This window comes from Streptomyces sp. NPDC003035, from assembly GCF_042888285.1.
Lineage (GTDB): Bacteria > Actinomycetota > Actinomycetes > Streptomycetales > Streptomycetaceae > Streptomyces.
In genome coordinates this window covers 87338-108028 of sequence record NZ_JBIAPJ010000007.1, presented here as the reverse complement: position 1 = coordinate 108028, position 20691 = coordinate 87338, and the positions used below count along the sequence as shown (strand labels likewise).

Sequence of the window (20691 nt, the reverse complement as noted above, 5' to 3'; positions counted from 1 at the left end):
TGAGGACACCTCCATGTACAAGTTCTTCTTCCACCTGGTCTTCAAGCGGATGGACCCGGAGGAGGCCCACTACCTGGCCTTCCGCTGGATCCGCCGCGCCGCCCGGATCCCCGTCCTGCGCACCTTCGTCGCCGCCGTCCTCGCACCCCGGTACGAGGAGCTGCGCACCGAGGCGCTCGGGCTGCGCATGCACGGCCCCTTCGGCCTCGCGGCCGGCTTCGACAAGAACGCCGTCGCCATCGACGGGATGTCGATGCTCGGCTTCGACCACGTCGAGATCGGCACGGTCACCGGCGAGGCCCAGCCCGGCAACCCCAAGAAGCGGCTCTTCCGGCTGATCCCGGACCGCGCGCTGATCAACCGCATGGGCTTCAACAACGAGGGCTCGGCCGCCGTCGCCGCCCGCCTCCACGCGCGCGTGCCGGTCTTCAAGACCGTCGTCGGTGTCAACATCGGCAAGACCAAGGTCGTCCCGGAGGCCGAGGCCGCCGCCGACTACGTGAAGTCCACCGAGCGCCTCGCCGCGCACGCCGACTACCTCGTCGTCAACGTCTCCTCCCCGAACACCCCCGGGCTGCGCAACCTCCAGGCCACCGAGTCCCTCCGCCCCCTGCTCACGGCGGTACGGGAAGCGGCCGACCGCACGGTCACCGACCGCCGCGTCCCCCTCCTGGTCAAGATCGCCCCCGACCTGGCGGACGAGGACGTCGACGCGGTCGCCGACCTCGCCCTGGAGCTCGGCCTGGACGGCATCATCGCCACCAACACCACCATCGCCCGCGAGGGCCTCGGCCTGAAGTCCGACCCCGCGCTGGTCAAGGAGACCGGCGGGCTGTCCGGCGCGCCCGTCAAGGACCGCTCCCTGGCCGTGCTCAGGCGCCTGTACGCGCGCGTGGGGGACCGACTGGTCCTCGTCGGCGTCGGCGGCATCGAGAACGCCGAGGACGCCTGGCAGCGCATCCTGGCCGGCGCCACGCTGATCCAGGGCTACAGCGCCTTCATCTACGAGGGCCCGTTCTACGCCCGCGCGATCCACAAGGGCCTCGCGGCGCGCCTCGCGGCCTCCCCGTACGCCACCCTCGCCGAGGCGGTGGGCAGCGGAGCCGCCGAGCACCACGAGGCCTGACCGTCCCCTGCCGGCCGTCCTACAGGCCGCCGGTCACCACGCGCGCGGCACCGCCGACCCCGCGGCCGCGCGCGTGGGCGCACACCAACGGAGGAATCCATGACCGACCCGATCGAGCCCTTCGGCTCGCGCCTGCGCCGAGCGATGGACCAGCGCGGTCCGCTCTGCGTCGGCATCGACCCGCACGCCGCCCTCCTCGACTCCTGGGGCCTCGGCGACGACATCGCGGGCCTGGAGCGCTTCACGTTCACGGTCGTCGAGGCGCTGGCGGACAGCGTGGCCGTCTTCAAGCCGCAGTCCGCGTTCTTCGAGCGCTTCGGCTCGCGCGGCATCGCCGTCCTGGAGCGCGCCGTCGCCGATCTGCGGACCGCGGGCGGCCTGGTCGTGATGGACGCCAAGCGCGGGGACATCGGCTCCACCATGGCCGCCTACGCCGAGACCTTCCTCCGGAAGGACTCCCCGCTCTTCTCGGACGCCCTCACGGTCTCCCCGTACCTCGGCTACGGCTCGCTGAAGCCGGCCGTCGACCTGGCGAAGGAGTCCGGCTCGGGGCTCTTCGTGCTGGCCCTCACCTCCAACCCGGAGGGCGCGGAGGTCCAGCGGGCGGTGCGCGAGGACGGCCGCACGATCGGCGCCACCATGCTCGCCCACCTCGCCGAGGAGAACGCGGGCGCGACGCCGATGGGCTCCTTCGGCGCGGTCGTCGGTGCGACGCTCGGCGACCTGTCCTCCTTCGACCTCGACATCAACGGCCCGCTGCTGGCCCCCGGCCTCGGTGCCCAGGGCGCCACCCCGGCCGATCTCCCGGCCGTCTTCGGCGCGGCGGTGCGCAACGTGGTCCCGAACGTCAGCCGCGGCGTCCTGAAGCACGGCCCGGACGCCGCCGCCCTGCGGTCCGCCGCGGAGCGCTACGCGACGGAAATCCGCGAGGCCGTCGCCGTCTGACCGCCGCCGCGGCCAATCCGCAGGTCGGGGCCGTCTCACTCCTTGACAAGAACTTGGCTCAAAACCCAGTCGTTATGCCCGGAAAGTCCTGGTCGGTCGATGCTGACCAGGACTTTTCGCTTGTTCTCGCTGACTGGAGAGGCATTGGCCGCTAGTCTCCGGGGCAGAGTCAGCGTTCGACGGTCACTCCGTTGATCGTTGCTCCACTGGTGTGGGGCGACTAGGTTCCTCACCGGTCCGTATCCGACAGTTCGACATCCGAGGTGACGTAGGCGTGGCTCTTCCGCCCCTTACCCCTGAACAGCGCGCAGCCGCGCTCGAAAAGGCCGCCGCGGCTCGCCGGGAGCGGGCCGAGGTCAAGAATCGACTCAAGCACTCCGGCGCCTCCCTCCACGAGGTGATCAAGAGTGGCCAGGAGAACGACGTCATCGGCAAGATGAAGGTCTCCGCGCTGCTCGAGTCGCTCCCGGGCGTGGGCAAGGTCCGCGCCAAGCAGATCATGGAGCGGCTCGGCATCTCCGAGAGCCGCCGTGTGCGCGGGCTCGGTTCCAACCAGATCGCCTCCCTGGAGCGCGAGTTCGGCAGCACCGGCGCCTGAGACGGGAGTGCCGTCCCAGGCATCCCCGTACAGCTGGAATAATCGCTGCATGGCAGCAGAGGTTCGTCCGCGACTGACCGTGCTCTCCGGCCCCTCCGGGGTCGGCAAGAGCACGGTCGTCGCTCATATGCGCAAGGTCCATCCCGAGGTCTGGCTCTCGGTGTCGGCCACGACACGAAAGCCGCGCCCCGGCGAGAAGCACGGCGTCCAGTACTTCTTCGTCACGGACGACGAATTCGACAAGCTGGTCGCCAACGGGGAACTCCTCGAATGGGCCGAGTTCGCGGGCAACCGCTACGGCACGCCGCGGCGCGCGGTCCTGGAGCGCCTGGAGGCCGGCGAGCCGGTCCTCCTGGAGATCGACCTCCAGGGCGCCCGGCAGGTCAAGGAGTCCATGCCGGACTCGCAGCTGGTCTTCCTGGCCCCGCCGAGCTGGGAGGAGCTGGTCCGCCGGCTCACCGGCCGCGGCACCGAGTCGCCCGAGGTCATCGAGCGCCGACTGGCCGCCGCCACGATCGAACTGGCCGCCGAGGCGGAGTTCGACACCACCCTGGTCAACACCTCCGTCGAGGACGTGGCGCGTGAGCTGCTAGCCTTGATGAACGTTGTTTGATCATTTTCTGATCGCCTGGATCTGATCACCCCGATCAGCCCACCCAGAAGTTTCTTCGGAAGGCAAGAGAGTGTCCTCTTCCATCACCGCGCCCGAGGGCATCATCAACCCCCCGATCGACGAGCTGCTCGAGGCCACCGACTCGAAGTACAGCCTCGTGATCTACGCGGCCAAGCGCGCGCGTCAGATCAACGCGTACTACTCGCAGCTCGGCGAGGGCCTGCTCGAGTACGTCGGTCCGCTCGTCGACACCCACGTCCACGAGAAGCCGCTCTCGATCGCCCTGCGCGAGATCAACGCGGGTCTGCTGACCTCCGAGGCCATCGAGGGCCCGGCGCAGTAAGCACTGTCACGTTTCTCACCTCAGGCCCGGCGGAACAACCGCCGGGCCTGTGGTGTCTCATGGAGTCGTACGCGTCCGAGTACGCAGCCGAGTGCGGGGAGTGGCAGTGGTGACCGAGCCGAAGGTCGTTCTGGGGGTCAGCGGTGGCATCGCCGCGTACAAGGCCTGTGAGCTGCTCCGGCGGCTGACCGAGTCGGGCCACGACGTACGCGTCGTGCCGACCGACTCCGCCCTGAACTTCGTCGGCGCGGCCACCTGGTCGGCCCTCTCCGGTCACCCGGTCTCCACCGAGGTGTGGGAGTCCGTCCACGAGGTCCCGCACGTACGGATCGGGCAGGCCGCCGACCTCGTCGTCGTCGCCCCCGCCACCGCCGACATGCTCGCCAAGGCCGCCCACGGTCTGGCCGACGACCTGCTGACGAACACCCTGCTCACCGCCCGCTGCCCGGTCGTCTTCGCTCCGGCGATGCACACCGAGATGTGGGAGCACCCGGCCACCCAGGAGAACGTGGCCACGCTGCGCCGTCGCGGCGCCGTCGTCATCGAGCCGGCCGTCGGCCGGCTGACCGGCGTCGACACCGGCAAGGGCCGCCTGCCCGAGGCCGCGGAGATCTTCGAGGTCTGCCGTCGGATCCTGGCCCGCGGCACGGCCGCCCCCGACCTCGTCGGCCGCCACGTCGTGGTCAGCGCCGGCGGCACCCGCGAGCCCCTCGACCCCGTCCGCTACCTGGGCAACCGCTCCTCCGGAAAGCAGGGCTACGCGCTGGCCAAGGCCGCCGCCGCCCGTGGCGCCCGGGTCACCCTCGTCGAGGCCAACACCGGCATCCCCGACCCGGCCGGCGTCGACGTCGTCCACGTCGGCACCGCCGTCCAGCTGCGCGAGGCCGTCATCAAGGCGGCCGCGGACGCCGACGCCGTGGTCATGGCGGCGGCCGTCGCGGACTTCCGCCCCGCCGTCTACGCGACGGGCAAGATCAAGAAGCGGGACGACGTCGAGGCGCCGACCGTCGAGCTCGTCCGCAACCCCGACATCCTCGCCGAGATCTCCGCCGACCGGGCCCTGCCCGGCCAGGTGATCGTCGGCTTCGCCGCCGAGACCGACGACGTCCTCGCCAACGGCCGGGACAAGCTGCGCCGCAAGGGCTGCGACCTCCTCGTGGTCAACGAGGTCGGGGAGCGCAAGACCTTCGGATCCGAGGAGAACGAGGCGGTGGTGCTGGCGGCCGACGGCGCCGACACGCCCGTACCGTACGGACCGAAGGAAGCCCTCGCGGAGACGGTCTGGGACCTGGTCGCACCGCGTCTGCGGTCCATGCCCGCGGAGAATTCCGGGGAATCCACCGATCGTCCGGATTTCACCGCCACGGCCGAGTGAAAGCCCGTGAATCCGGTCCTCTCGGGCGACCGGAACGGGTGTTCGTCTCGCGCGGGAGGCCGGATTCGGTGAGCATCCGGCTCCCACCTTGCGAGACACCTGGCCCAAGGCCCGAGCACGCCCAGTAGACTGGTCTCGGTACGACGCGGGGCGCAGCCCCCTGCCGTCCGACATTGTTGAGCCAGCAGCCGCTGCAACCCCAGGGAGCATTGTGTCCCGTCGTCTGTTCACTTCGGAGTCCGTGACCGAAGGTCACCCCGACAAGATCGCTGACCAGATCAGCGACACCATTCTCGACGCGCTCCTCCGCGAGGACCCGACGTCCCGCGTCGCCGTCGAGACGCTGATCACCACCGGTCTCGTGCACGTCGCCGGTGAGGTGACCACGAAGGCGTGGGCCGACATCCCCACCCTCGTACGGAACAAGATCCTCGAGATCGGGTACGACTCCTCGAAGAAGGGCTTCGACGGCGCGTCCTGCGGCGTCTCGGTCTCCATCGGGTCGCAGTCCCCGGACATCGCGCAGGGCGTCGACACGGCGTACGAGAAGCGCGTCGAGGGCGATGAGGACGAGCTGGACAAGCAGGGCGCCGGCGACCAGGGCCTGATGTTCGGCTATGCGTCGGACGAGACCCCGGAGCTGATGCCGCTCCCGATCCACATCGCCCACCGGCTCTCGCGTCGCCTGACCGAGGTCCGCAAGAACGGGACCATCCCGTACCTGCGCCCTGACGGCAAGACCCAGGTCACCATCGAGTACGACGGTGACAAGGCCGTCCGTCTCGACACCGTCGTCGTCTCCTCGCAGCACGCCTCCGACATCGACCTCGAGTCGCTGCTCGCGCCCGACATCCGCGAGTTCGTCGTCGAGCACGTGCTGCAGCAGCTCGTCGAGGACGGCATCAAGCTGGACACCGAGGGCTACCGCCTGCTCGTCAACCCCACCGGGCGCTTCGAGATCGGCGGCCCGATGGGCGACGCCGGCCTGACCGGCCGCAAGATCATCATCGACACGTACGGCGGCATGGCCCGCCACGGTGGCGGAGCGTTCTCCGGCAAGGACCCGTCCAAGGTCGACCGCTCGGCCGCCTACGCGATGCGCTGGGTCGCCAAGAACGTGGTGGCCGCCGGTCTCGCCTCGCGCTGCGAGGTCCAGGTCGCGTACGCGATCGGCAAGGCCGAGCCCGTCGGCCTCTTCGTCGAGACCTTCGGCACGCACACGATCGAGACCGAGAAGATCGAGCACGCCATCGGCGAGGTCTTCGACCTGCGCCCGGCCGCGATCATCCGCGACCTCGACCTGCTCCGCCCGATCTACGCGCAGACGGCGGCGTACGGCCACTTCGGCCGCGAGCTCCCCGACTTCACCTGGGAGCGCACGGACCGCGTGGACGCGCTGCGCAAGGCCGCGGGCCTGTAGGCGACGGCAGTACGTGACGGAAGCCCGGCCCCCCGTGGGGGGCCGGGCTTCCGCATGTTCCGCTGTCAGTGCGGTCTGGTAGGTATGAGGCTGTGAGCAGCGAGAACGAGAAGCCCGAGAGTGCGGCCGGAGAGTCGCACGAGCAGCTCGCGCTCATTCGGGAATCCGTACGGAAGGCGAAGGTGCCGCGGGCCAAGCCGCGGACGTGGCGGGGGGCCGCGCTGGCCAAGGAGCTGCCCGTGGCGCGGGTGGTGGTCAACAAGGGCGTCCTGCACCTCGACCAGTTCTTCGACTACGCCGTGCCCGAGGAGCTGGACGCCGTCGCACAGCCCGGGGTGCGGGTGCGGGTGCGCTTCGGGGCCGGGGCGCATCAGGTCAGGGACGGGCGGCGCGAGGGCGGCCGGCTGATCGACGGGTTCCTGGTCGAGCGGCGGGCCGAGTCGGACTACAAGGGGGCGCTGGCCGCGCTCGCCGACGTGGTGTCGCCCGAGCCGGTGCTGAGCGCCGAGCTTCTGGGCCTCGCGCGGGCGGTCGCCGACCGGTACGCGGGCAGCCTGGCGGACGTGCTCCAGTTGGCGATACCGCCCCGCAGCGCCCGGGCGGAGGCGAAGGCGTCCCCCGAGCCGCTGCCGCCGCCCCCCGTGCCGGAGGCGGCCGGCTGGGGGCGGTACGAGCGCGGCCCGGCGTTCCTGGACGCCCTGGCCCTTGGCGGGGCGCCCAGGGCCGTGTGGAACGCGCTGCCCGGGCCGCACTGGGCCGACGAGCTGGCCCGCGCCGTCGGCGCGACGCTCGCCTCCGGCCGGGGCGCGCTGGTCGTCGTACCCGACGGACGGGCCGCTGCACGGGCCGACGCGGCCCTGACCGCGCTCCTCGGACCCGGACGGCACGCGCTGCTCACGGCGGAGACCGGACCGGAGAAGCGCTACGCCCAGTGGCTCGCGGTACGGCGTGGTTCCGTGCGCGCCGTCGTGGGCACCCGGGCGGCGATGTTCGCCCCCGTACGGGACCTCGGACTCGTCGCCATCTGGGACGACGGCGACGGCAGCCACAGCGAGCCGCACGCCCCCCAGCCCCACGCGCGGGACGTGCTGCTGCTGCGCGCCGCCCACGACAAGTGCGCCTTCCTGCTCGGCTCCACCAGCTGCACCGTCGAGGCCGCGCAGCTCGTGGAGTCCGGCTGGGCCGCGCCCCTGGCCGCCGGCCGCGAGCAGGTACGGGCCGCCGCCCCGCTCGTACGGACCGTGGGCGACGGCGAGCTGGCCCGGGACGAGGCCGCCCGGGCCGCCCGGCTGCCCTCACTGGCCTGGCAGGCCGTACGGGAGGGGCTGAAGACCGGTCCGGTGCTCGTCCAGGTCCCGCGGCGGGGCTACGTACCGAGGCTGGCCTGCGAGCGCTGCCGGACACCGGCGCGCTGCCGCCACTGCGCCGGGCCCCTGGAGGCGCCCGAGCAGCAGGAGCTGCGCTGCGGCTGGTGCGGGCGGGGCGCGCAGGACTGGCACTGCGGGGAATGCGGTGCGACGCGGCTGCGGGCCCAGGTCGTGGGCGCGCGCCGGACGGCGGAGGAGCTGGGCCGGGCGTTCCCGGCGGTCCCGGTGCGGACGTCGGGGCGGGACCACGTCCTCGACACCGTGCCGGGGCGGCCCGCCCTGGTGGTGTCCACGCCGGGCGCGGAGCCCGTCGCCGAGGGCGGCTACGCGGCCGCTCTGCTCCTCGACGGCTGGGCCATGCTCGGCCGCCCCGACCTGCGTGCCGGGGAGGAGGCCCTGCGTCGCTGGATCGACGCGGCCTCGCTGGTGCGGGGGCAGAGCGAGGGCGGCACGGTCGTCGTCGTCGCGGAACCCACCCTCCGGCCGGTCCAGGCCCTCGTGCGCTGGGACCCCGTCGGCCACGCCCAGCGCGAGCTGGCGGAACGGGCGGAGCTGGGCTTCCCGCCGGTGTCCCGGATGGCGGCGGTGTCCGGGCCGCCGGAGGCGGTCGAGAGCTTCCTCGCGGCGGCCGAACTCCCGGGGAACGCCGAGGTGTTGGGGCCGGTTCCGCTGCCCGTCGTACGGGCCGGCGGGCCCCGGCGGCCGGGGGACAGCCCGCCGGGGGAGCAGTGGGAGCGGGCCCTCGTGCGCGTCCCGCCGGGCAACGGGGCGGCGCTGGCCGCCGCGCTGAAGACGGCGCAGGCGGCGCGGCTGGCCCGGGGCGGCGGCGAGCCGGTCCGGGTGCGCGTCGACCCCCCGGACATCGGCTGACACGCCGTCGGCCGCCCACCCCCACGCGGGGGGCGAGCGGCCGACGGTGTCGCGGGCGCGGTCAGCCGTTCCGAGGACCCGGGAAGGCCGATGGCCGGGGGTCCTCGCGCAGGGACTGGGACACGGGGGTGGGCTGCGGCGGCATCGTGCGGGCCGGCGGGACCACCGGGAGCGTACGGGTCGTGCCCGGCTCCGTGGCGCGGTCCTGCTCCACGACGGCGCCCGGCTGGGGCACGCGCCGGGCGCCGTAGCGGCGGTGGACGGCCTGCTTCGTGACCCCGAGCGCCGAGCCCACCGCGTCCCACGAGAACCCGAGCGAGCGGTCGAAGTCGACCGCCGCCGTCACCAGGGTCTCGACACTGTCCCGCAGCTCCTGGGCGAGTCGTACGGTCGGGGCGGGCGCCCGCCCGTAGACGACGAAGCCCGTCGACGGGCCGGAGCGGCGCGGGCGGTAGACATTGCCCAACTGGGCCGTGAGCGTGCGCAGTGCGTCCACCTGCCGCCGGACCCGCTCGATGTCCCGCACCAACAGATGCAGACTTGCCCGGGCTTGGGCGTCGTGGGTTGCGTGGTCGGCCATGTGAAAGCCTCTCGAACCGGCGTGGAAAAGGATGGGCCACAGGGGGGAGGGCGGCCCGTTTCGGTCAATCTCTCTTGACCAACGCGCTACCCGTGGTTGGGTCACGCTGCGGGGGCGTACACGCATATGCGCGGGGCGCTCGTCCTCACGTACGCCCCCTAGACTGGTGCGCTGCCCGCCACCGCCCCGAGATGCGAGGTTTCCCCGAGTGAAGCTGGTCTTCGCAGGCACCCCCGAGGTCGCCGTGCCCGCCCTGGACGCCCTGCTCGCCTCCGGCCGGCACGAGGTGGCCGCCGTCGTCACCCGGCCCGACGCCCCCGCCGGCCGCGGCCGGCGTCTGGTCGCGAGCCCCGTCGCCGAGCGCGCGGAGGAGGCCGGGATCGAGGTGCTCAAGCCGGCGAGGCCGCGCGACGAGGCGTTCCTCGCGCGGCTGCGCGAGATCGCCCCGGACTGCTGCCCGGTCGTCGCCTACGGCGCGCTGCTGCCCAAGGCCGCCCTCGACATCCCCGCCCACGGCTGGGTCAACCTGCACTTCTCGCTGCTGCCGGCCTGGCGCGGCGCGGCGCCCGTACAGCACGCGGTGATGGCGGGCGACGAGGTCACGGGCGCGTCGACCTTCCAGATCGAGGAGGGGCTCGACTCCGGCCCGGTCTACGGCGTGATCACCGAGGACGTCCGTCCCACCGACACCAGCGGGGACCTGCTCACCCGGCTCGCCTTCGCCGGCGCCGGACTGCTCGCGGCCACGATGGACGGCATCGAGGACGGCAGCCTGAAGGCCGTACCGCAGCCGGCCGAGGGCGTCACCCTGGCCCCGAAGATCCAGGTCGAGGACGCCCACGTGGACTGGAAGGCACCGGCGCTGCGCGTGGACCGCGTCGTGCGCGGCTGCACGCCCGCCCCGGGCGCCTGGACCGTCTTCCGCGGCGAGCGCCTCAAGCTGATCCAGGCGGCGCTCGTCCCGGACCGTACCGACCTGACGCCGGGCGAGCTCGCCGTCGGCAAGAACAACGTGTACGTCGGCACCGGCTCGCACGCCGTCGAACTGCTCTGGGTCCAGCCCCAGGGCAAGAAGCCGATGAAGGCCGCGGACTGGGCCCGCGGGGTGCGCATCGCCCCGGGAGAGCGCGTCGGCGCGTAGCGCCGTCGTTCACGGGTGGGGCGGACGGCGGGCGGGAGTGCCGGCGACGCGGACGTAGGCTGGGAGGGTTCGACCCTCTTCATTCATCACGCGGAGCACCTTTTGAGCGAGCAGGCACGTCGCCGTCCCCCCAAGCCGTACCGGCGTCCCAAAAAGGATCCCGTCAGGATCCTCGCCTTCGAGGCACTCAGAGCCGTCGACGAGCGGGACGCGTACGCGAACCTCGTGCTGCCGCCGCTGCTGAAGAAAGCCCGGGAACAGGGCGACTTCGACGGCCGGGACGCGGCGCTCGCCACCGAGCTGGTCTACGGGACGCTGCGGCGGCAGGGGACGTACGACGCGATCGTCTCGGCGTGCATCGACCGGCCGCTGCGGGAGGTCGATCCGCCGGTGCTCGACGTGCTGTCCCTCGGCGCACATCAGCTGCTCGGTACGCGCATCCCCACCCACGCGGCCGTCTCGGCGAGCGTGGAGCTGGCGCGGGTGGTGCTCGGGGACGGGCGGGCCAAGTTCGTCAACGCCGTTCTGCGGAAGATCGCGCAGAACGACCTCGACACCTGGGTCGAGCAGGTCGCCCCGCCGTACGAGGACGACGCCGAGGACCATCTCGCGGTCGTCCACTCGCATCCCCGCTGGATCGTCTCCGCGCTCTGGGACGCGCTCGGCGGCGGGCGGGCCGGTATCGAGGACCTGCTGGAGGCCGACAACGAGCGGCCCGAGGTGACGCTCGTGGCCCGGCCGGGGCGCGCCACCACCGAGGAGCTGACCGATGAGGACACGCTGCCCGGCCGCTGGTCGCCGTACGCGGTGCGGATGGCCGAGGGCGGGGAGCCCGGCGCCATCGAGGCCGTGAAGGAGGGGCGCGCGGGCGTCCAGGACGAGGGCAGCCAGCTGGTCGCCATCGCGCTGGCCGACGCGCCCCTGGAGGGCCGCGACGAGCGCTGGCTGGACGGCTGCGCGGGCCCCGGCGGCAAGGCGGCCCTGCTCGGCGCCCTGGCCGCGCGGCGCGGCGCCACCCTGCTCGCCTCGGAGAAGCAGCCGCACCGCGCCCGCCTGGTCGAGCGCGCGCTGGCCGGCAACCCCGGCCCGTACCAGGTCATCGCCGCCGACGGCACCCGCCCGCCGTGGAAGCCCGGCTCCTTCGACCGGGTCCTCATGGACGTCCCCTGCTCCGGTCTCGGCGCGCTGCGTCGCCGCCCCGAGGCCCGCTGGCGCCGCCGCCCGGAGGACCTGGACGGTTTCGCCCCCCTCCAGCGTGGTCTGCTGCGGGAGGCGCTGTCGGCGGTCCGCGTCGGGGGAGTCGTCGGCTACGCGACCTGTTCGCCGCACCTGGCGGAGACCCGCGTGGTCGTCGAGGACGTCCTCAAGGGCCGGGGCGGCCCGGCCGTCGAGGCGGAGTGGATCGACGTCCGCCCGCTGATGCCCGGCGTCCCCGCGCTCGGCGAGGGCCCGGACGTCCAGCTGTGGCCGCATCTGCACGGCACGGACGCCATGTACCTGGCGCTGCTCCGCCGTACCGCCTGACGGACCGGGCGGCACGGCCTGTCTCGCACCGGGCCGTCGGCACCGGCGGATCCCGCACCGGCCGATCCCGCACCGGCCGGTCCGAACACCGGCCCGTCCGGCATGTGGACCCCGGGATCGGTCCCCATCCGGGCCGAATCCGGGCCGAATCCGTACCGAACCCGCGCGGATCCCGATCCGAAACCGGTCCGCGGCAAAGAAGTGCCCAAGAGCATGGCAGGCTTGGCACATGGCGCAGATCAACCCCAGCATCCTGTCCGCAGACTTCGCCCGCCTCGCCGAGGAGGCGAAGGCCGTCGAGGGTGCCGACTGGCTGCATGTCGATGTCATGGACAACCACTTCGTGCCCAACCTGACGCTCGGCGTGCCGATCGTCGAGTCGCTCAGCCGCGCGACGGGCACCCCGCTGGACTGCCACCTCATGATCGAGGACCCGGACCGCTGGGCCCCGCAGTACGTGGAGGCCGGCGCCGGGTCGGTCACCTTCCACGTGGAGGCGGCGGCCGCGCCCGTGCGTCTCGCGCGCGAGATCCGGGCGAAGGGCGCGCGGGCCTCGATGGCGCTGAAGCCCGCGACGCCCATCGAGCCGTACGAGGACCTGCTCCCCGAGCTCGACATGCTGTTGATCATGACCGTGGAGCCCGGCTTCGGCGGGCAGGCCTTCCTCGACATCATGCTGCCCAAGATCCGGCGCACCCGTGAGCTGATCTCCAAGCACGGCCTGGAACTGTGGCTCCAGGTCGACGGCGGGGTCGCCGAATCCACCATCGAGCGGTGCGCCGAGGCCGGCGCCGACGTCTTCGTCGCCGGGTCCGCGGTCTACGGCGCCGCGGACCCCGCCGAGGCCGTCCGCGCGCTCCGCGCGAAGGCCGACTCCGCGACCGCCTCGGCGGCGTGGGCGTGTGGCCACTGAGCCACCGCCGGATGAACGCGGTCGGTCGGAGAGCCGACAGGACTGATCAGGGCCCCTCGCATCTGACAGGATGAACACCGGGTCCAGAGTGTGAACGGCAGAAGTGAACCAGCGGTACGTGAACAGCAGTGAGGAGATCGCGGTGGCGGGAATCTCGGCGGGACGGTCAGCCCTGCGGATGGGTCCCGCGGAGCTGGTGCAGGCGGCGGCCATGGCCCGCCGCTTCTACCTCGAGGGAAAGTCCAAGATCCAGATCGCCGAGGAGTTCGGCGTGAGCCGCTTCAAGGTGGCCCGGGTCCTGGAGACCGCCCTCGAACGCGACCTCGTACGGATCGAGATCCGCGTACCCGCGGAGCTGGACGCCGAGCGCTCCGACGCGCTGCGGGCCCGCTACGGGCTCCGCCACGCCGTCGTCGTCGAGTCCCCGGCCGAGGGCGAGGAGGAGTCGCCCGACCCGGAGAACCTCGGCGAGGTCGCCGCCGACCTGCTCGGCGAGCTGGTCAACGAGGGCGACGTCCTCGGGCTGGCCTGGGGCCGCTCCACCATCCACATGGCCGCGGCCCTCGACCGGCTGCCCCCGTGTACGGTCGTGCAGCTCACGGGTGTCTACGACGCCGGGACCGCCGAGCGCGGCTCGGTCGAGGCGGTACGGCGCGCCGCCCAGGTCTCCGGCGGCGAGGCGCACCCCATCTACGCGCCGATGCTGCTGCCCGACCCGGCCACGGCCGCCGCGCTGCGCAACCAGACCGGCATCGCGCGGGCCTTCGAGTACTTCGACAAGGTCACCGTCGCCTGTGTGTCCATCGGCTCCTGGGAGCCGGGCATCTCGACCGTGCACGACATGCTCTCGGACGAGGAGCGCGCGCACTACGCCTCCCTCGGCGTCGCCGCCGAGATGTCCGCGCACCTCTTCGACGCCGACGGGCGCCGGGTGGGGCGTGACCTCGGTGAGCGCTGCATCACGGTCGAGGCCGACCGGCTGCGCCGTATCCCCGAGGTCGTGGCGATCGCGGGCGGCCAGCGCAAGGCCGCGGCGATCGGCGCGGTGCTCCGCTCCGGGCTCGTCACCAGCCTGGTGACCGACCGCGCGGCGGCGGACTACCTGCTCACCGAGTCGGCTCCCGGCTCGCGGCCCGCGCTGGAGCGCAAGGACCCGGACGGGGTCTGACACCCGGCCCGTCCCGGTCCTCTCGTACGACGAGCACGGTTCTTGTGCGATCCGACAAAGGTGCTCCCGCAAGCCTCGGATGATTCGCTCAGGTCTGGTATGCGTACCGGCGTGGGACAATGAACTACGTGCTTTTTTCCCCTGGCTGAAATGCCTAGGGGCCGATCCGAACGACTGGGATGTCAGCACGTGCGTTTCCTCAATGACGTCAAGCCGCCCTACGACCTGACGTACGACGATGTCTTCATGGTGCCGAGCCGCTCGGCCGTGGGCTCCCGCCAGGCCGTCGACCTCGCCTCACCGGACGGTTCCGGTACGACGATCCCCTTGGTCGTCGCCAACATGACCGCGATCGCCGGCCGCCGCATGGCCGAGACCGTCGCCCGCCGCGGCGGCATCGTCGTCATTCCCCAGGACATCCCCATCGAGGTCGTCACCGACGTCATCGCGTGGGTCAAGAGCCGCCACCACGTCCTGGACACCCCCATCGTCCTGGAGCCCCACCAGACCGTCGCCGACGCGCTCTCGCTGCTGCCCAAGCGGGCGCACGACGCCGGTGTCGTCGTCGACGGGGACCGCCGTCCGGTCGGTGTCGTCACCGACGCCGACCTGTCCGGCGTGGACCGCTTCACCCAGCTGTCCGAGGTCATGTCGAAGGACCTGCTGCTCCTCGACGCCGACATCGAGCCGCGCGAGGCGTTCAACAAGCTCGACCACGCCAACCGCCGTTACGCCCCGGCCGTCGACAAGGACGGGCGTCTGGTCGGCATCCTGACCCGCAAGGGCGCCCTCCGCGCGACCCTGTACACGCCCGCCACCGACGCGAACGGCAAGCTGCGCATCGCCGCCGCCGTCGGCATCAACGGCGACGTCGAGGGCAAGGCCAAGCAGCTCCTCGACGCCGGTGTGGACACCCTCGTCGTCGACACCGCGCACGGCCACCAGGAGTCGATGATCTCCGCGATCAAGGCCGTCCGCGGTCTCGACCCGCACGTCCCGATCGTCGCCGGCAACATCGTCGCGGCCGAGGGCGTGCGCGACCTCATCGAGGCCGGCGCGGACATCATCAAGGTCGGTGTGGGCCCCGGCGCCATGTGCACCACCCGCATGATGACCGGTGTCGGCCGCCCGCAGTTCTCCGCCGTCCTGGAGTGCGCCGCCGAGGCGAAGAAGTACGGCAAGCACGTCTGGGCCGACGGCGGTGTCCGCCACCCGCGTGACGTCGCCATGGCGCTCGCCGCCGGTGCGTCCAACGTCATGATCGGCTCCTGGTTCGCCGGGACGTACGAGTCCCCGGGCGACCTGCACGCCGACGCGAACGGGCGCCTGTACAAGGAGTCCTTCGGCATGGCCTCGGCGCGCGCCGTGCGCAACCGCACCAGCGAGGAGTCCGCGTACGACCGCGCCCGCAAGGGCCTCTTCGAGGAGGGCATCTCGACCTCCCGGATGTTCCTCGACCCGGCCCGCCCGGGCGTAGAGGACCTGATCGACTCGATCATCGCGGGCGTCCGCTCCTCCTGCACCTACGCGGGCGCGGCCTCGCTGGCCGAGTTCGAGGAGAAGGCCGTCGTCGGCATCCAGAGCGCCGCCGGTTACGCCGAGGGCAAGCCGCTGCACGCCAGCTGGACCTAGTTCCGGCACGCCGGTCCACGGCACGCCGGTCCACGGGAAGGGCCCCCGCGAGTCTCTCGCGGGGGCCCTTCCGCGTACCCGCGGCGCTCACGCCCGTACGTGCGGCCGCAGCGCGTCCGCGACCGCCGCCGCGATGCGGGCGTGGCCCGCGTCGTCGGGGTGCAGGCCGTCCGCCAGGTGCTCGGGGCCGAGCAGGGGCCGGCCGGAGAGCACCAGAAGCCGTTCGTCGCCCTCCGCGGCCAGGTCCCGGCCCGCGTGCTCCATGGCCGCGCGCAGGTCCTCCAGAGTGGCGCCCAGGGCGTTGGGTGTGGTCTCGGCCTCCGGGCGCAGCACGGGGGAGAGGATCAGCAGCGGGGCGTCGGGGTGGCCGCGGCGCACGAGACCGACGTAGGCGCGGACCGTCTCGTACAGCCAGCCGGCCGAACAGGGCGCCGCGGACCAGCAGTTGGTGCCGAAGGCGAGGGTGACGACCTCCCCCGGGAGGCGTGCGAGCTGCTCGGCGAGCGGGAGTTCCCCTCGCGCGCCGCCCGCGTAACCCAGGTTGACCGTGTCCAGGCCGAGCGTCCGTCCCGCCGTCGCCGGCCAGGAGAGGGCCGGCCGGGTCGACCACCAGCCCTCGGTGATCGAGTCGCCGTGCACCAGCCAGCGCCGCCGCCGGGGCGCCGGCGCCAGCGAGCCGCCGACCGCGCGCAGGCCGAGGACCACCGGCGCCCGGTCCTCGGGCGGATGAACGCTGAACACCCCACCGCCCGTCGGGAGCGGGAGGGCGACCGTCGCCTCCTCGGCCGGATCCGTCACGACCTCGCCGAGGCATCGCGTGCCCCGCCACAGCGCGAAGCAGTGCGGCAGGGGCCCCGGCGAGGCCGTCCGGTAGCGCAGCTCGACCGACCGGGTGCCCGGCGCGGCCGTGAACTCCACCCGTACCCCGATGGGCAGGGCGGCCCGCTCGACGGTGTCCCAGGGCAGCCGGGCGAGGTCGTCGGGGTCGGCGCGCACGGCGCGCCCCCGGTCGAGCCACGCCGTACCGCGCAGGAAGGGTTCCGGGCCGAGCCAGCCCGCCTCCACCTCCTCCGGTCGGAGGGGCGCTGGGGGCGCGGGGGGCTCGCGGAGTGGGTTGTCCGGCATGAGAAGTGCATGCCACGCCGGAGGCGGTTCACACCCTGGTCACACCCCTGATGTGTCGATTCATGCGGGGAGGCGCAATGTTTCCCCTTTCTGTGCCGCAAGTGCGCAATGATCACCCGCAGGTGCGCAACAACCCTGCATTACGTCCGCGAAGCGTGAAGGCTTAGGCTCATGCCTCGTACCAGGAGTGGCGGCGACCGCCTGCTCGGCGGTCCCCCATCCCTCGCGGGTTTCCTTCCCCCTGCTCGCGTGCCGCCGCGGTCGTCGCGTCCCGACAGGCAGCGATCAAGGAGCCCCCGCAGTGCTGGATCAAGGCACAGCCCCGCCGGCCACCGAGCCGACCGTCCCCAAGACGTCCCCGCTCTCCGCCCTCACTCGGCGCAAGCCGGTAGAACGCCTGGTCGCCGAGGGTGGGCAGGGTGAGGGCGGAAGCCTTCGCCGCTCCCTCTCGATGTGGCAGCTGACCATGATCAGCATCGGTGCCACGCTCGGCACCGGCATCTTCGTCGTCCTCGGCGACGCCGTTCCGAAGGCCGGCCCCGCGGTCACGGTGGCCTTCGTCATCGCCGGTCTCACGGCCCTCTTCTCCGCCCTCTCGTACGCCGAGCTGGCGGGCTCGATACCGGTGGCCGGCTCCTCCTACTCGTATGCGTACGCAACGATGGGTGAACTGGTCGCCTGGGTCTGCGGCTGGTGCCTGGTCCTGGAGTACGGCGTCTCCGTCGCCGCCGTGGCGGTCGGCTGGGGCGAGTACCTCAACGAGCTGCTCGACGGCACGATCGGCGTCACCATCCCCGACGTGCTCTCCTCCGCCCCCGGCGAGGGCGGCATCATCAACCTGCCGGGTCTGATCGTCGTCCTCCTCGCGATGCTCTTCCTCCTCGGCGGCGCCCGCGAGTCCGCTCTCGTCAACACCGTCATGGTGTTCGTGAAGATCGCCGCCCTGGTGCTGTTCTGCGCCATCGGCTTCATGGGCTTCAAGTCCGGCAACTACGCCGACTTCATGCCGCTCGGCATGGCGGGCGTCAGCGCCGCCGGAGCGAGCCTCTTCTTCTCGTACATCGGCTTCGACGCCGCCTCCACCGCCGGTGAGGAGGCGAAGGACCCGAAGCGCGACCTTCCCCGCGCGATCATGCTGTCGCTCCTCATCGTCACCGTCCTCTACGTCCTGGTGGCGGCCGTCGCCGTCGGCGCGTGGAACTGGAAGGACTTCGAGGGCTCCGAGGCCTCTCTCGCCGCGATCATGAACGACGTCAGCGGCCAGGCCTTCTGGGGCACGCTGCTCGCCGCGGGCGCCGTCATCTCGATCGCCAGCGTCGTGCTGACCGTCCTCTACGGCCAGACGCGCGTGCTCTTCGCGATGTCCCGCGACGGTCTCGTCCCCAAGGTCTTCGGCAAGGTCAGCGGCAAGACCGGCACCCCGCGCGTGAACACGGTCATCGTGTCGCTGTTCTGCGGCGTCCTCGCCTCCGTCATCCCGCTGGGCAAGCTCGTCGACGCCACCAGCATCGGCACCCTGTTCGCCTTCGCCCTGGTCAACATCGCGGTCATCGTGCTGCGCCGCACCCGCCCGACCATGGACCGCACGTTCCGCGTGCCGCTGGGCTGGACCTTCCCGATCCTGGGCTTCCTGTTCTGCGTGTACAACATGTTCAGCCTCGACTCGATCACCTGGGTGGTCTTCGGGTGCTGGATGGCCGCGGGCCTCGTGTTCTACTTCCTGTACGGCATGCGCCGCTCCCGCCTGGCCACGGATGTGGTGGCCACCGACGCAGAGAAGTGATCCACCCGTAGTGCGACTCAACGACCTCGACGAACGCATCGTCCACGCCCTCGCGGAGGACGCCCGCCGCTCGTACGCCGACATCGGCTCGCTCGTCGGTCTGTCCGCGCCCGCCGTCAAGCGGCGCGTGGACCGGCTCCGGGCCGAGGGCGCCATCACCGGATTCACCGTACGGGTGGACCCGGCGGCGCTCGGCTGGGAGACCGAGGGGTTCGTCGAGATCTACTGTCGCCACAACACCTCGCCGGACGACATCCGGCGGGGCCTGGAGCGCTACCCCGAGGTGGTGTCCGCGTCGACCGTCACCGGCGACGCGGACGCCGTCGTCCAGGTCTTCGCCTCCGACATGCGCCATTTCGAGCGCGTCCTGGAGCGGATCGCGGGCGAGCCGTTCGTGGAACGCACCAAGTCGGTCCTGGTGCTCTCACCGCTGCTGCGGCGCTTCTCCTCCGGCTCGCCCGCGTAAGGGTTTGAGCGGGTCTACTCCGTCGGGTAGTCGAACTGCCAGGGCAGCACCGTGAAGTCGCCCGTGCCCGCCTTCGTCTTCTCGAAGGGCGGTGCGCTGTGGCAGGGAAGGACGTCGTCCTTCTCCGGGTCCTGGGTCAGCCAGCTGTAGCCCAGACGGTCGTGCTTGCCCATGTCGTGCACCGAGACCCCGACGCGCCGGTCCCGGAACTCCTTCACATCGGTCTCCGTGACCACGCCCGTCACCACGGCCACCTTGCCGCCCGTGGCCAGGCAGTCGACCTTGACCACCGCGTACCCGCCCCAGTCGCCCTTGTAGTGGCTGAACCGGAACGTGCCCGTCGCCGCCCGCGGGTCCTTGTTGTCCTTCGCCGCCAGATGCGCGTCGAAGGTGAACGTGATGTCGTCACCGGCCGGCCGGTAGAGCTTCGCGGTCCCGGTCAGAGCGGCCGCCTCGCGGCTGCCGCCCGCGCCGTCCCCGGAGGCGACCGCGGAGCCTCCGGCCCCGGCTGAGATCAGCACGGCGGCGGCCAGGGCGGTGATCCTCGTACGACGGTTCATGTCGGTCCTTTCGGCAGGTCGGCCCGGTGTCCTCCGGACGACCACCACTCTTCCGCCCGGCCCGCCCCCGGGCGTCGCGCCAGAGGACGGTTCGTGTCTCCGCCGCACGGCGGGGGAGGTCTGCGACCCCAGCAGGAGAGACGCGCAACGAATCGCCGTCGGCCCGGCAGAGCGCGCAACGGTTCGACGGTCGGTCCGCAACGGTCGCGCCTTGTCCCGATCGCGCCCGGAACCGTACCGTTTTGACGTCACTCCGACACCCCTCCCCGCCCTCCCGCACCGACAAGGACCCTGCCGATGCCGCCGCTGCGCACCGCCCTGCTCCAGAGTTCCGGACAGCCCGGTGACGTGGCCGCCAATCTCGCCGTCCTCGACGAGGCCGCCGGCCGTGCCGCGGCCACCGGCGCCGGGCTCCTGATCGCCCCCGAGCTCTTCCTCACCGGGTACGCGATCGGCGCGGACGTCCCCCGGCTCGCCGAGCCCGCCGACGGCGCCTCCGCGCAGGCCGTCGCCGCCCTCGCCGTACGCCACGGCCTGGCGATCGCCTACGGTTACCCGGAGCGGGACACCGAGCGGCACGGGGTCCTGTACAACTCCGCCCAGCTGATCGGCGCCGACGGCACGCGGCTCGCGAACTACCGCAAGACCCATCTCTTCGGCTGCTTCGAGCAGAAGTGGTTCACCCCCGGCGAGGAGACGGTCGTCCAGGCGGAGCTCGACGGGGTCCGGCTCGGCATGATGATCTGCTACGACGTCGAGTTCCCGGAGAACGTCCGCTCGCACGCCCTGGCCGGCACCGACCTCCTCGTCGTGCCGACCGCGCAGATGCACCCCTTCCAGTTCGTCGCCGAGTCCGTGATCCCGGTCCGCGCCTTCGAGAACCAGATGTACGTGGCGTATGTGAACCGGACCGGGCCGGAGGGCGAGTTCGAGTTCGTCGGCCTCTCCACGCTGGCCGGCCCCGACGGCACTCCGCGCGCCCGCGCCGGCCGCGGCGAGGACCTCGTCTTCGGCGAGGTCGACCCCGCCTTCCTGGCGGCCTCCCGCGAGAACAACCCGTACCTGCGCGACCGCCGCCCCGGCCTCTACGGCTCCCTCGTCTGAGCCGGCAGCCGGCCCCTCCCCGCCTTCCCTCCCCAGTC

At 72.3% G+C, this 20691-nt stretch carries 19 protein-coding genes; 16 read left to right on the top strand and 3 right to left on the bottom strand.

Annotation, left to right across the window (positions count from 1 at the left end; genetic code table 11):
- Nucleotides 1-13 precede the first annotated feature (13 nt).
- From ACFYV5_RS22935 to ACFYV5_RS22900, 8 genes are all read left to right on the top strand, one after another.
- On the top strand, nucleotides 14-1126 hold the full coding sequence (locus tag ACFYV5_RS22935) for a quinone-dependent dihydroorotate dehydrogenase (protein ID WP_355111733.1): 1113 nt from the start codon (nucleotides 14-16) through the stop codon (nucleotides 1124-1126).
- 99 nt (nucleotides 1127-1225) lie between these two features.
- Complete coding sequence (gene pyrF, locus ACFYV5_RS22930; RefSeq protein ID WP_389171309.1) at nucleotides 1226-2071, top strand: orotidine-5'-phosphate decarboxylase; 846 nt, start codon at nucleotides 1226-1228, stop codon at nucleotides 2069-2071.
- 274 nt (nucleotides 2072-2345) lie between these two features.
- Nucleotides 2346-2669, top strand: a complete 324-nt coding sequence (locus tag ACFYV5_RS22925; RefSeq protein ID WP_030693098.1) for an integration host factor — start codon at nucleotides 2346-2348, stop codon at nucleotides 2667-2669.
- 49 nt (nucleotides 2670-2718) lie between these two features.
- The gene (gene gmk, locus ACFYV5_RS22920) at nucleotides 2719-3282 is read left to right on the top strand and encodes a guanylate kinase (RefSeq protein ID WP_355111730.1); all 564 of its coding nucleotides are present in this window, start codon (nucleotides 2719-2721) and stop codon (nucleotides 3280-3282) included.
- Nucleotides 3283-3352: 70 nt separating this feature from the next.
- The gene (gene rpoZ, locus ACFYV5_RS22915) at nucleotides 3353-3625 is read left to right on the top strand and encodes a DNA-directed RNA polymerase subunit omega (protein ID WP_005319902.1); all 273 of its coding nucleotides are present in this window, start codon (nucleotides 3353-3355) and stop codon (nucleotides 3623-3625) included.
- Nucleotides 3626-3734: 109 nt separating this feature from the next.
- Complete coding sequence (coaBC, locus tag ACFYV5_RS22910) at nucleotides 3735-5000, top strand: bifunctional phosphopantothenoylcysteine decarboxylase/phosphopantothenate--cysteine ligase CoaBC (RefSeq protein ID WP_389171305.1); 1266 nt, start codon at nucleotides 3735-3737, stop codon at nucleotides 4998-5000.
- A 211-nt stretch (nucleotides 5001-5211) separates the two neighbouring features.
- Nucleotides 5212-6420 carry a methionine adenosyltransferase gene (gene metK / locus ACFYV5_RS22905; RefSeq protein ID WP_355111726.1) on the top strand — a complete coding sequence of 403 codons (1209 nt, stop codon included), beginning with the start codon at nucleotides 5212-5214 and terminating at the stop codon, nucleotides 6418-6420.
- A gap of 92 nt (nucleotides 6421-6512) precedes the next feature.
- Nucleotides 6513-8657, top strand: a complete 2145-nt coding sequence (locus ACFYV5_RS22900) for a primosomal protein N' (RefSeq protein WP_389171301.1) — start codon at nucleotides 6513-6515, stop codon at nucleotides 8655-8657.
- 61 nt (nucleotides 8658-8718) lie between these two features.
- Here ACFYV5_RS22900 and ACFYV5_RS22895 read toward each other — a convergent pair whose 3' ends face one another.
- Nucleotides 8719-9237, bottom strand: coding sequence for a hypothetical protein (locus tag ACFYV5_RS22895; protein WP_355111723.1), 519 nt, complete (start codon nucleotides 9235-9237; stop codon nucleotides 8719-8721).
- A gap of 208 nt (nucleotides 9238-9445) precedes the next feature.
- On the opposite strand from ACFYV5_RS22895, the gene fmt reads away from it, so the two are divergent.
- From fmt to ACFYV5_RS22870, 5 genes are all read left to right on the top strand, one after another.
- Nucleotides 9446-10378, top strand: coding sequence for a methionyl-tRNA formyltransferase (gene fmt / locus ACFYV5_RS22890; RefSeq protein ID WP_355111721.1), 933 nt, complete (start codon nucleotides 9446-9448; stop codon nucleotides 10376-10378).
- Nucleotides 10379-10480: 102 nt separating this feature from the next.
- On the top strand, nucleotides 10481-11902 hold the full coding sequence (locus ACFYV5_RS22885; RefSeq protein ID WP_355111719.1) for a transcription antitermination factor NusB: 1422 nt from the start codon (nucleotides 10481-10483) through the stop codon (nucleotides 11900-11902).
- 229 nt (nucleotides 11903-12131) lie between these two features.
- The gene (rpe, locus tag ACFYV5_RS22880) at nucleotides 12132-12815 is read left to right on the top strand and encodes a ribulose-phosphate 3-epimerase (RefSeq protein WP_355111717.1); all 684 of its coding nucleotides are present in this window, start codon (nucleotides 12132-12134) and stop codon (nucleotides 12813-12815) included.
- Between the two features lie 118 nt (nucleotides 12816-12933).
- Complete coding sequence (locus ACFYV5_RS22875) at nucleotides 12934-13983, top strand: sugar-binding domain-containing protein (protein ID WP_355111715.1); 1050 nt, start codon at nucleotides 12934-12936, stop codon at nucleotides 13981-13983.
- A 189-nt stretch (nucleotides 13984-14172) separates the two neighbouring features.
- Nucleotides 14173-15615, top strand: a complete 1443-nt coding sequence (locus ACFYV5_RS22870) for a GuaB1 family IMP dehydrogenase-related protein (RefSeq protein WP_355111713.1) — start codon at nucleotides 14173-14175, stop codon at nucleotides 15613-15615.
- An 87-nt stretch (nucleotides 15616-15702) separates the two neighbouring features.
- Here the strand turns inward: ACFYV5_RS22870 and ACFYV5_RS22865 are convergent, their stop codons facing one another.
- Nucleotides 15703-16740, bottom strand: coding sequence for a GDSL-type esterase/lipase family protein (locus ACFYV5_RS22865; RefSeq protein WP_389171294.1), 1038 nt, complete (start codon nucleotides 16738-16740; stop codon nucleotides 15703-15705).
- Between the two features lie 301 nt (nucleotides 16741-17041).
- Between ACFYV5_RS22865 and ACFYV5_RS22860 the strand changes: the two genes are divergently transcribed.
- Complete coding sequence (locus tag ACFYV5_RS22860; RefSeq protein WP_389171291.1) at nucleotides 17042-18523, top strand: amino acid permease; 1482 nt, start codon at nucleotides 17042-17044, stop codon at nucleotides 18521-18523.
- Between the two features lie 10 nt (nucleotides 18524-18533).
- The gene (locus tag ACFYV5_RS22855; RefSeq protein WP_015032260.1) at nucleotides 18534-18989 is read left to right on the top strand and encodes an Lrp/AsnC family transcriptional regulator; all 456 of its coding nucleotides are present in this window, start codon (nucleotides 18534-18536) and stop codon (nucleotides 18987-18989) included.
- A 14-nt stretch (nucleotides 18990-19003) separates the two neighbouring features.
- Here the strand turns inward: ACFYV5_RS22855 and ACFYV5_RS22850 are convergent, their stop codons facing one another.
- Nucleotides 19004-19549, bottom strand: a complete 546-nt coding sequence (locus ACFYV5_RS22850) for a Repetin (protein WP_355111704.1) — start codon at nucleotides 19547-19549, stop codon at nucleotides 19004-19006.
- 297 nt (nucleotides 19550-19846) lie between these two features.
- Here ACFYV5_RS22850 and ACFYV5_RS22845 point away from each other — a divergent pair, with 297 nt between their 5' ends.
- Nucleotides 19847-20653, top strand: coding sequence for a carbon-nitrogen hydrolase family protein (locus ACFYV5_RS22845; RefSeq protein ID WP_355111703.1), 807 nt, complete (start codon nucleotides 19847-19849; stop codon nucleotides 20651-20653).
- Nucleotides 20654-20691: the final 38 nt, after the last annotated feature.

What these genes read in the sequence shown, in the direction of transcription:
- ACFYV5_RS22845 (WP_355111703.1), top strand. Translation starts at nt 19,847, where the DNA reads ATGCCGCCGCTGCGCACCGCCCTGCTCCAGAGTTCCGGACAGCCCGGT.
- ACFYV5_RS22935 (WP_355111733.1), top strand. Translation starts at nt 14, where the DNA reads ATGTACAAGTTCTTCTTCCACCTGGTCTTCAAGCGGATGGACCCGGAG.
- gmk (WP_355111730.1), top strand. Translation starts at nt 2,719, where the DNA reads ATGGCAGCAGAGGTTCGTCCGCGACTGACCGTGCTCTCCGGCCCCTCC.
- ACFYV5_RS22865 (WP_389171294.1), bottom strand. Translation starts at nt 16,740, where the DNA reads ATGCCGGACAACCCACTCCGCGAGCCCCCCGCGCCCCCAGCGCCCCTC.
- ACFYV5_RS22895 (WP_355111723.1), bottom strand. Translation starts at nt 9,237, where the DNA reads ATGGCCGACCACGCAACCCACGACGCCCAAGCCCGGGCAAGTCTGCAT.
- pyrF (WP_389171309.1), top strand. Translation starts at nt 1,226, where the DNA reads ATGACCGACCCGATCGAGCCCTTCGGCTCGCGCCTGCGCCGAGCGATG.
- rpe (WP_355111717.1), top strand. Translation starts at nt 12,132, where the DNA reads ATGGCGCAGATCAACCCCAGCATCCTGTCCGCAGACTTCGCCCGCCTC.
- ACFYV5_RS22850 (WP_355111704.1), bottom strand. Translation starts at nt 19,549, where the DNA reads ATGAACCGTCGTACGAGGATCACCGCCCTGGCCGCCGCCGTGCTGATC.